The sequence below is a fragment of the Massilia sp. P2_C2 genome (assembly GCF_056404615.1).
In genome coordinates, this window is sequence record NZ_JBFUDR010000219.1 from 1 (window position 1) to 11,067 (window position 11,067).

At 63.9% G+C, this 11,067-nt stretch carries 5 protein-coding genes; all 5 read left to right on the top strand.

Going from position 1 to position 11,067, the window contains the following annotated elements:
* Positions 1–255 precede the first annotated feature (255 nt).
* Complete coding sequence (gene tssE / locus AC1DYX_RS21765) at positions 256–735, top strand: type VI secretion system baseplate subunit TssE (RefSeq protein ID WP_477262690.1); 480 nt, start codon at positions 256–258, stop codon at positions 733–735.
* 11 nt (positions 736–746) lie between these two features.
* On the top strand, positions 747–2,573 hold the full coding sequence (gene tssF, locus AC1DYX_RS21770) for a type VI secretion system baseplate subunit TssF (protein ID WP_477262691.1): 1,827 nt from the start codon (positions 747–749) through the stop codon (positions 2,571–2,573).
* 269 nt (positions 2,574–2,842) lie between these two features.
* Positions 2,843–5,938 (top strand): type VI secretion system Vgr family protein, encoded by a 3,096-nt coding sequence (locus tag AC1DYX_RS21775; RefSeq protein ID WP_477262693.1) that lies wholly within the window; start codon positions 2,843–2,845, stop codon positions 5,936–5,938.
* Positions 5,939–5,955: 17 nt separating this feature from the next.
* Positions 5,956–10,806: an RHS repeat-associated core domain-containing protein gene (locus AC1DYX_RS21780; RefSeq protein ID WP_477262695.1), complete on the top strand. Its 4,851-nt coding sequence runs from the start codon at positions 5,956–5,958 to the stop codon at positions 10,804–10,806.
* Positions 10,803–11,067: hypothetical protein (locus tag AC1DYX_RS21785; protein ID WP_477262697.1), on the top strand; the 265-nt coding region annotated here is incomplete at its 3' end. The genes AC1DYX_RS21780 and AC1DYX_RS21785, both read left to right, overlap by 4 nt.

Below are 11,067 nucleotides of genomic sequence, written 5' to 3' on the forward strand. Positions count from 1 at the left end.
CTACAGAAGAAAGGATGGCACGTCACCAGTTGCGTTGGGTATTGACAGCGATGACAGACAGGTCAGACCGGGATCCACCAAACCTGAATGCTGTCTGGGGCTAACAGCCCGTTAGGAGAATGAGGTGTGGGTCAGCGGATTTCATCGGGGCCAGCGGCAATGCCGCGCACAAGGCCGGATATAGAACTGCGACTTTCCTCGTCTGAACAGAGCTGAAAATACCTTGCAAAAGGGAGGCGTCCATATAGAAACAGCATGCAAAGTTTCCTGCCTGGCTTGTTCGACCGTTTAGATGCCGATGACGATGTGCCGCAAAGCCCAATCCGTGCATCTCCTCGCAAGCTTGGCGAATGGCGGGAAAGCATCACCCGCGACCTCGAAGCACTCCTCAATACACGATCCGCCCTGCTCCCCGCTGTACTGGCCGGTTACCCCGAGGTCAGCGCATCCGTGGTGAACTACGGCCTGATCGATTTTGCCGGCATGTGCATGACGAGCGACACGGACCAGAAGCGGATCTGCACCGCGGTCCAGAAGGCGATCGAGCGGCACGAACCGCGGCTGCATAGGGTGACGGCGACGCTGCAGCCGAGGAAAGGGGCGATCAACCGGGTCGACTTCGTGATCACCGCCGAATTGAAGAACGCGCCGGTGGCCGAACCGATACAGTTCAACGCGGTGTTCCAGCCGTCGCTGCAACGCTATTCGGTGCAGAGCGTACGCAGCGCTTCTTAGGCACAAGCGCCATGGATGAACTGTTTGCCCAGTACGAACGCGAGCTCGTCACGATGCGGCAGCTTTGCCGTGAATATGCCGAGCGCTATCCGAAGGTCGCGGCCAAGCTGCAGATTGGCGACGAGGCTTGCGACGACCCGCATGTCGAGCGCCTGATCCAGTCCGTCGCCCTGCTGTGCGCCAGGGTGTCGAAGCGGCTGGACGACTCGTATCCGCAATTTACGGAGGCGCTGCTCAACCTCACGTTTCCGCACTACCTGCGGCCATTTCCCTCCTGCGCGATCGTGCGCTTTCTCCCGGCCGCCCGCAGGGCTGGCGGCAGCACCGGAACCGTCCCGCGCGGAACCTTGCTGGAGTCGGCGCCAGTGCGCGGCGTGAACTGCAAGTTCCAGACCGCATACGATGTCAGTCCGTCCCCGGCCAGCATTGCCTCTGCCAGCTTCAATGAAGTCATCCGCGCGCCGTCCTCGACCAGGCTGGCGCCGGGAGTGGCGGCATCGATTAGCGTGCAGTTCGAATCCACCGCCCCGCCAATGACCTCAGCCCCGTTCAGGCTCTATCTCGACGGCGATGCTTCGTTCTGCGCAGCGCTGCGGGATGCACTGTTCATGCGGACGACAACGGCGTACGTCCAGGCCGGTGCCGACGGAGCCTGGCAGCCGCTCGCCGCGATACCGGTCGCAGCGGCCGGTTTTGCCGATGACGACGCCCTGATCCCGTTCGACGCCCGCTCACACCGCGCCTACCGGATTCTTGCGGAGTACTTTGCCTTCCCGGAGAAGTTCAACTTCGTCGACATCGACCTGGCCGCGCTCTGCGCGCGCCTGCCTGCGGATTGCGCCTGCTTCACGCTACACCTTGGTCTGGCAGACGTGTCGCCGGGGTCAAGCCAGGCAAGGATGCTCGCCGGCCTGTCGGCACGAAGCCTGCTCCCTGGCTGCACGCCGGTCGTCAATCTGTTCAGGCAGCCGGGCGTGCCGATCGACTACACCCAGCAGACGGCCGAGTATCCGGTGCTGGCGCATCCCACTCATGCGGCCTCGCACGAAGTCTATTCGGTCGATCGGGTCCACATGGTGCGGCAGCAAGGCAAGGATATCGTGCCGGTCGAATTCCGTTCCTTCTATGCGCTGCGACATGGCGAGAGCAATGCGCGCAAGGGCCGATACTGGATACTGCGCCATGACGACACGCTGGCCGCCACCAGTCCCGGGCACGAGAAAGTCATCTCGCTCGTCGATGCCGACGGCGGGCCGCTCACCGTCGAGCGAGCAACGCTCTCGATCGACCTCACCTGCACCAACCGGGACCTGCCCTGCCTGTTGAAAACCGGCTCGGCCGGCGGCGACCTGTTCATACCAGGCGCCACCGAAGGCGCTGCAATCCGCTTTCTGCGCCGGCCCACGCGCCCCCGTCGGCTGGCAAACGGCCGGGACGCCCACTGGCGCCTCATCTCCCACCTGACGCTCAACCATCACTCGCTCGCCATGGAAGGCGCGGACTGGCTGCGCGAGATGCTGGCCTTGTACGACTTCGCCGGCTCGGCGATATCGCGGCGGCAGATCGCCGGCATTGTCGGGCTGGAGCATGCGGAAACCACCGCGTGGGTGCGGCACAAGCGCGGTGCGTCCCTGGCGCACGGGACCGAAGTGCGCCTGACGATCGACGAAGAGGCCTTTGTCGGCGCCGGCCTGCACCTGTTCGTCCAGGTCATCGACCAGTTCTTTGCGCTGTACGTCCAGATGAACAGTTTTATCGAGCTCGTGATCCTGTCACACCAGTCCGGAGGGGAGCTGTTCCGATGCAAACCGAGAAGCGGCAGCATGCCGCTGTCCTGACCACGACAGGACAACGGGATCGCGCCGCACAGGCGCCGCTAGTCCGGCGGTAGCAAGATTCGCCTGAGAGACAAGCACGCGCCCGTCGGCTCATCTTGCGATCAATCAAGCTAAGCAAAACCAGCACATGCAAAGAAAGCGGTTTGCCTGTCCCTCCCCACCAATGCAATAGCAGAGCCCGGCTCTTGCCCATTATCAAGGTCGCGCGAAAAGAGCTTGGTTACCTTAGCCGATGGAACCTTGATAGCAGTCACATCATCGGAGACAACATGGACGGAAGCCAAGCGATCGCGGCCGACGCTGCGCTATCAGCATTCAGTCTCGATGCGCAGCACGACCGCCTGCTGCGCCTGGATTTCCCCCGCAACGATGGCCCTGACCGTATTCTCCTGCCCAACCGCTTGAAAGCGCACGAGGAAGTCTCGCGCTGCTTCCGTTTCGAGGTCGAACTGCTCTCGGACGACGCGCAAATTCCGCTGAAGGCGATGATGGCCCGGATGATCACGATCTCCCTCGTGCGCGAAGACGGCTCGCTGCGCTACTTCAACGGCTACGTCACCGAATTCCGCTTCCTTCGTACCGATGGTGGCTTCGCGTTCTACCACGTGGTGCTCGAGCCCTGGTTGGCCTTCGCCAAACTGCGCAAGGACAACCGTTCATTCCTCGGCAAGAGCGTCATCGAACTGACCGAACTCACCCTTGCCCAGTACCGCCAGAAAGACTGGCATCCGGTCCTCGTCGGCGAGTATCCGTGCCTGACCTGCGCCAACCAGTACGACGAGACCGACTACAACCACCTGCACCGGCGCTGGGAGGAATTCGGGCTGCACTATTACTACGAGCACCGGGCCGACGGCCACTCGCTCCTGCTATGCGACCGCAGCACGCTCGCCCAGTCGATCGACCCGACCGGCATCGACGACTCGGGCGAGATCCCGTTTCGCGACAAAGCGGGCTCGCTCGAACACGACGGCATCCGCGAATGGAGCGCGGTGCGCCGGCTCGGCTCCGGCCAGACGACCCTGGCCAGCTTCGACTACAAGAACCCCGTGGCGCAGCACGCGACCGCCGAATCGCTGAACAATCAGGGTGACGTCTATCCTTACGAAATCTACGAGAACACGGGCGCGTACGGTTTTCGCACCCATGACGACGGCGAACGCCTCGCCCAGCAGCGCATGGGCGAGCGCGACGCGAACACGCAGACCTTCGAAGCCCGCGGCAACGACCGCACTGCCCAGCCGGGCCGGTGTTTCAAGCTCGGCGGCCACTTCAGCGCCGAGCTGCAAGTTCCGAAGCGCGGCGAACCCACCAAACCCAGCATCCGCGACCGCGACTACCTGATCCTCTCCGTCGACCACGAAGCCAGCAACAATTACCAGGCGGGACCAGGCGCGCCATCGAACTACGAGAACAGCTTCCGCTGCGTGCGTAGGGACATTCAGTGGCGCCCGGGTCGCCACTACAACAGCCAGCCCTGTATCTATCACGGCATCCAGACCGCCATCGTGGTCGGGCCGGCCGGCGCCGAGATCCATACCGACGGCTACGGGCGGGTCAAGATCCAGTACCACTGGGACCGGCTGGGCAAGCGTGACGAGAACAGTTCGCCGTGGGTGCGCGTGATGTCGCCTGGCGCCGGCGTCGAGTTCGGGAACATTCGCCTGCCGCGCGTCGGCGAAGAAGTGGGCGTGGTCTTCGTCAACGGGAACATCGATCATCCGCTGATCCTTGGTGTGCTGTACAACGACACACACATGCCGCCGTGGCTGTTGCCCGAGCAGCAGGCGCTGAGTGGTCTGCGCAGCCGCGAGTTGCAGGCGGGCGCCGCGAGCGGGCGTGGCAACCACCTCATCCTGGACGACACGAAGGAACAGATCCAGGCGCAGCTGAAAAGCGACCATCTCGCCAGCCAGCTCAGCCTCGGTCATATCAAACGCATCGAAGACAATGCCGGACGCAAGGACGCGCGCGGCCAGGGCTTCGAGCTGCGCACCGACGGCCACGGCGCGGTGCGCGCGCAGCAGGGCCTGCTGCTCAGTACCGAAGGACGGCCGAACGCCCGCGCCCATATCACCGACATGGCGGAGACGCTGGCGCGCATGGCCCAGGGCCAGGAGTTGCACGACAGCCTGTCGCAGGCCGCGCAACAGGCGCAGGCGCACCAGCCGGGCGACCAGGACCAGGTCGCCGCCGCGCTGCTGGCGCAAGTCGACGCCCTCAAAGGCCAGGGGGGCCTGCCTGCGCAAGGCGAATTCCCGGAATTCCAGGCGCCTCACCTGACCCTGGCCAGCCCCGCCGGCATCGAAACCAGCACGCAGGGTTCCACCCACCTGATGAGCGTGGAACACACCGCCCTGACCAGCGGCGGCCATACCAGCCTGAGCGCGGGCAAGAGCCTGCTCGTCAGCGTAAAGGAAGCGGTGCGCATGTTTGCCTACAAGGCCGGCATGAAGCTGGTGGCGGCCAGCGCCGACATCGACATCACCGCCTTGAAGGACAGCGTCAACATCCTGGCCAAGCTCAACATCACTCATACCGCCAACCGGATCACGATCACGGCCAAGGAAGAGGTGGTGATCAACGGCGGCACCAGCTTCAGCCGCTGGAACGCATCGGGGATCGTCCATGGCACCAACGGCATCTGGCGCCAGCACGCGGCGCAACATAGCTTCGTCCCCGGCAAGAGTGAAGGCACGCCGAGCTTGCCGCAGACCGTGCAGCTGCCGCCGGGGCAGCTTGATTTGCATCACCAGTACGTGAACCCGGAAGGCGCCAGGCGCCAAGGCGTCCGGCAAGGCGACTACACCGTCGTCGACGCCGAGGGCCGCATCCACCGCGGGACGCTTGATGGCAACGGCTTTGCCAGCGTGCCCGGCCTGCCGATGGGAATGGCCACGGTCAGCTACGGCAAGGACCCGCGCGATCCGTGGGATGAAGGCAGCGACTTCGGCCAGGGAACCGAATGGCCGGCTGTGGCGCAGTCCGACGCTGGCGCCAATGCTGTGGCAACGTCTGACCGGACAGCGCCGGCGCCGAGGGCGCAGAACCCCGGACTGTTCGCCGGCGCCAAAGCTGCGGCAGGCAGTCTCAACGGCGCAGCCGGCAAGTTCGGCGCGATTGCGCAAGCCGCGGAGCAAGCGGCAAGCGCGGTGCAGTCGCTGCAAAAAGGCGGCGCGCAAGCATTGCTGGCGCCGGTCGGACAAGCGGCCATAGCCAATGTTGCGGGCAAGCTCCCTACCTACGGCAGGTTAAGTGCCGGCAAGCCTGCCGCCGCCGTCGCGTCCACCCTCGGTTTGCCTGGATCGCTGCCGCGCATCGGCGCTGAAGTTCCGCCCTCGATCCCCAAAAAATCCGTCATATAAAAAGATAAAAAGCCACCATGACCGTACCCACGCAAGCCCCGCCCAAGCCCGCCGAGCGCGCGCCGGAAGTCGCAGTCGCCCCGCTCGACACCATCGACCAGCAAGACATCGGCGCCGGCGCCGCCGCGTTCGACAAATGGCTGCGCAAGATCAGCTACGACTACGTCACGCTGGAACGCCTGAGTACTGTGGCCGGCAGCCTGCCGGTGATCGGCAACATCATGGCGCTGATCGACGCCATCATGGACATGGTGGGGGTCATCCAGAAGACCATCAATAAGAAGGAAGTCGAGTTCCTGGAATGGGTCAGCCTGGGCATCAACCTGATCGGCGTGGTCCCGGTGCCACCGGGGATGAGCGCGGCGCGCATGAGCCTGCGGCCGGCACTGCACCTGGTCCGGCAAAAGCTGGCGCTGGGCGTCAAGGATCTCGGCCCCGCGCTGATCGAGGTGCTGATCGCGCACCTCAACGCCAGGCTGGCCGGCGAGATCGAGACCTTCATCGACAGCGCGATGGGCAAGCTGGCAGGCATCCTGGACGAATGCGCGAATACCGCCGACGGCATTGCCGACGACCTGATCAAGATCCTCAAGCGCTGCATCGGCAAGGAACCGCTGTTCGAGGTGGCATCCCCGGCGGAAGTGGAGGTCAAGCTGCACGACCCCAAAGTGGAAAGCAGCTGGCACCGCATGCTTGGTGCCCTTGGCCGGCAGTACAAGAAGAGCGCGAACTACGTTGTCGCCGCGGCAGCCAGCCAACTGCCGCAGAGCGCGGTAGCGGGCGTGACAGGCATGATCGGCCACCTGACCGACTTCAAGCCGGCGTTTCGCGGCAAGCTCGCCGCCCTCGCCGACGAACAGGCGCAGATGAGCATCCGGTGGATACTGATGCGGCTGCGCGACGCGGTCACCAAGCACAAGCGGCGGTACCCGGCGCTGGTCCCATCGGCCAAGGGCGCGGACCACAAGAAGAACAATCCCGGCCACGAGCTGGGCGCCACCGGCCGGCAAAGCCCGGCCACGGGCGACGCCAATGCCTGCAAGCTGTGCCCCGCGAAGGGCGGCACCGCGCACTCGATCAGCTTCGCCACCGGCGCCGAAACCTTCTCCCACCTTGACTTCGTACTGGATGCGCCGCTCCCCATCGAATGGAGCCGCACCTACCGCAGCCAGCTGGCCGCCTATGACGGCGGCAATCTCGGCGCGCGCTGGCTCACCCCGTACAGCAGCCGCATCGACGTTGTCGGCCAGGGCAAACCGGCCGCCCTGCTCTACCACGCCGCAGACGGCCGCAGCCACCGCTACCCGTGGCTGGGCATCGGCCAGCGGCACTACGACCCGGTCGAGCAAATCACGCTTACCCGCATGAGCGCCACCCTGCTCACGCTCGACTTCGGCAAACCGCTGCCAGACGGCGAACCCAGCCCTTGGCGCGAAGCCTACGAACTGGTCGACACCGTGCGCGCCAAGGCGGCCGAGCTGGGCAAGGAGCATTTCCGGCTGATCGCGCTGCATTCCCGCGACGGCGCCGCCCTCGGCCTGCGCTACGACCACGTCGTCGCCACTGGCCCGTACGCCGGCGAGGCGGTGCTCAGCGACATCATCAGCAAGCAGGGCGAGACCATCGTCGCCCATGCCGGCACCCAGATCGACTTTGATAGCGGCCGCATCCGTGCGCTATGGGAAATCAGGGACGGCGAGCTGGTGCGCCAGCTTGCCGCCTACGACCATGACGACCACGGCGACCTGATCCGCGCCCAGGACGAAAACGGCGCTGCCTGGCAGTACCAGTACGACCGCCACCTCGTCACCCGCTATACCGACCGCACGGGACGCGGCGTGAACCTCGCCTACGACACCAGCATCGACAGCGGGCTTCACGCCAAAGCGGTCCGCGAGTGGGCCGACGACGGCAGCTACGACACCCGGCTCGAATGGGACAAGAACATCCGCCTGACCTACGTCACCGACGCGCTTGGCCACGAGACCCGCTACTACTACGACATCGCCGGCTACACTTACCGCGTCGTGTATCCGGACGGGCGCGAGGAATGGCTCTTCCGCGACGACGCCAAGAACGTCGTCCGTCACATCCACACCGACGGCAGCAGCGAGCATCACCGTTACGACGACCACGGCAACCTGCTCACGCACACCCGCGCCGACGGCAGCCAGGTCCACTTCGAATATGACGGCCAGCACCGCGTCACCGGCATCCGCGACGGCGAAGGCGGCACCTGGAAGCGGGACTACAATGCACAGGGCCACCTGGTCGAGGAAACAGACCCGCGCGGCAACAAGACCCAATACGCGTACAACAAGGCTGGCCGCCCCGTCGAAGTCCTTGACGCCAAGGGCGGCGTCACGAAACTCGCCTACACCCCGGACGGCCAGCTCGCCGGCTACACCGACTGCTCCGGGCACAGCAGCCAGTGGGAATACGACGACCGCAAGCGCCTGGTCAAGCGCATCGATGCCGCCGGCAACGTCACCCGCTACCGCTACACGCCGCTCAGTGCCGAAACGCTGGCGCAAGCGCACCGCGAAAGCACCGACAGCGGCAACCATCCGGGCCAGCTCGAAGCCGTCATCCACCCCGATGGCAGCCAGGAACAGTTTCGCCACGACGCCGAAGGCCGGCTGCTGGCGCACATCGACGCGCTCGCGCGCACCACCGCCTACCGCTACACCGCGACCGGACTGATCGCGAAGCGCACCGACGCGCTGGGACACAGCCTGCACTACCGGTGGGACGCACTCGGCCGCCTGTCCGCGCTGGAAAATGAAAACGGCAGCGTCTACCGCTTCCGGTACGACCCGGTCGGCCGTCTGCTGCAGGAACAGGGCTTCGACGGCAAGGCCACCGAGTACCGCTACGACGAAGCCAGCGGCGTGCTGGCGGAAACCGTCGAAGCCGGCGTGACCACCCGGCTCGACTTCGATCCCATGGGCCGGCTCGTGCAACGCCGGGCCGCGGCCCCCGGTCAGCCCGAGCAAACTGAAACCTTCGCCTACAACGCCAACGGCCAGTTGGCCGAAGCGAAGAACGAACACGCCCGGCTGCAATGGTTCTACGACGACGCCGGCAACCTGGTGCGCGAGCACCAGCACTACCAGGGCCCGTTCCATCCCGACAGGCGCACCGCGGTCTGGCTCCACCACTATGACGAGCTCAACCAGCGTACCGGCACCATCCGCCCCGACGGCCACCGCATCGAATGGCTGACCTACGGCGCCGGCCACGTACACGGCCTGCTGCTCGACGGGCAAGACCTCGTCTCCTTCGAGCGCGACGCGCTGTACCAGGAAACCGGCCGCACCCAGGCCAACGGCCTGCTGCAAACGATGAAGTACGACCCGCTTGGGCGCCTGATCGAGCAGCAGCTCGGCGCCATCGCGCAAGCTAAGATCCGCATGCAAGCGGCGATCCTGCGGCGCTACCGCTACGACCCATCCGGTCAACTGACCAGCCTCGAAGACAGCCGGCGCGGCCACGTCGAATACCGCTATGACCCGGTCGGGCGGCTGCTGGCAGCAAACAGCGCATTGGGTCATGAAACCTTCGCCTTCGACCCGGCCGGCAACATCCAGGCAGCCGATACCGCGCAGCAGGAGCCGATCACCCGTCGCGCCCCGTTGCCGAAACTGCTGGACAACCTGCTCAAGGAATATGCCGGCGTCAGCTACCGCTACGACGAACGCGGCAATCTCGTCGAACGCGTGCAGGACGGCATTCGGTCCAAGTATGAATGGGATGCGTTCAATCGGATGACCCGCGCCACGACCCGGCATGGCGTTACCACCTTTGCCTACGATCCGCTGGGGCGGCGCATCGCCAAGCACAGCCAGGCGACCTGGACCATGTACGGCTGGGACGGCGACACGCTGGCGCTGGAAAGCAGCGTGCATCAAGGCCGTACGGCGGGCGAACGGACGGTGCACTACGTGTACGAGCGCGACAGCTTCGTGCCGCTGGTGCAGGCCACGCGACGCCAGGCGCTTCGGCTGGCGCCCACCACCGATGTCAAGGCGCTGATGGCGGGTAACGGCGGCAAGTATGACATCGCCCTGGATCCGCTATGGAACGGCGAGTACGAGCAGGAAGTCGAGCCGTTCGGGAGGGATGAGATCGCATTCTATCAGTGCGATCATCTGGGCACGCCGCAGGAGTTGACGGATTGCGAGGGCAACGTTGCGTGGTCGGCGCAGTACAAGGCGTGGGGGCAAGCGAAGGAGGCGATCAGCGAGGCGGCGCGCAAGGCAGGGATACGGAATCCGATCCGGTTTCAGGGACAGTACTTTGACGAAGAGACGGGGCTCCACTATAACCGGTATCGATACTACGATCCCGCTACAGCAAGGTACGTCACCCAAGACCCGATTGGGCTCAATGGCGGTGAGAATCTCTACGAGTACGCGTTTAATCCAACGGGATGGATGGACCCATTGGGACTTATCACATGCCCAGGAATTCCAATCAACAATAAATCTGCAAGAAACCTTTTGAAATMACGGGGACTTTCGAAAACGCAGCAGCGGGAGGTCGTGAGCAGCTTTGATGGTCAAATTTATGCTTCTCACGGACGAGCCGGTGAGCAATTTATAATTACTGAATCCGCTGAGGGAGCAGCGTCAGGCGTATTCGTGACACGATGCTCGGCTGGAGCARCACCTGCGGAAAGACGCCAAAAACTTGCGCTTCCCCCAAGCAATACAGCAGAAGTTGAAAATCCTGTTACCCTAGCTCGGAATCAAATGCTGCTTGAAGGAAAAGTGGCACCTCAGCTGCAGTGGGGATCTGACAAAACTGGAGGGGGCTGGCAGGTCGTAACCGCCGGAGGTAAATACACAGGAGCAATTAAAAGATGACGACCTTTTTAGAATTAATTAACAGCATCTCCTCCGATTTACATCTAGGAGGATTTATCAAAGATGCCGATGAATTGCAGCATCTTGCCAACTTGGCGTTAGACCAAACTCTGCTAGCAAATGCTCGCAGAGATGCTTTGAAGCAGATAGAGATGCGTTGCCACGTGAAATGGTTTGGTGATTTTTACTTGCCTCATTTATCGCAAAAAGATTGGTGGGGAAGGCTCGAAAAACTTTGCAAGTCAACCAAGAAGTATGTGC

Coding starts and splice junctions, on each gene's coding strand:
- AC1DYX_RS21775 (WP_477262693.1), top strand. CDS start 2,843: ATGGACGGAAGCCAAGCGATCGCGGCCGACGCTGCGCTATCAGCATTC.
- tssF (WP_477262691.1), top strand. CDS start 747: ATGGATGAACTGTTTGCCCAGTACGAACGCGAGCTCGTCACGATGCGG.
- tssE (WP_477262690.1), top strand. CDS start 256: ATGCAAAGTTTCCTGCCTGGCTTGTTCGACCGTTTAGATGCCGATGAC.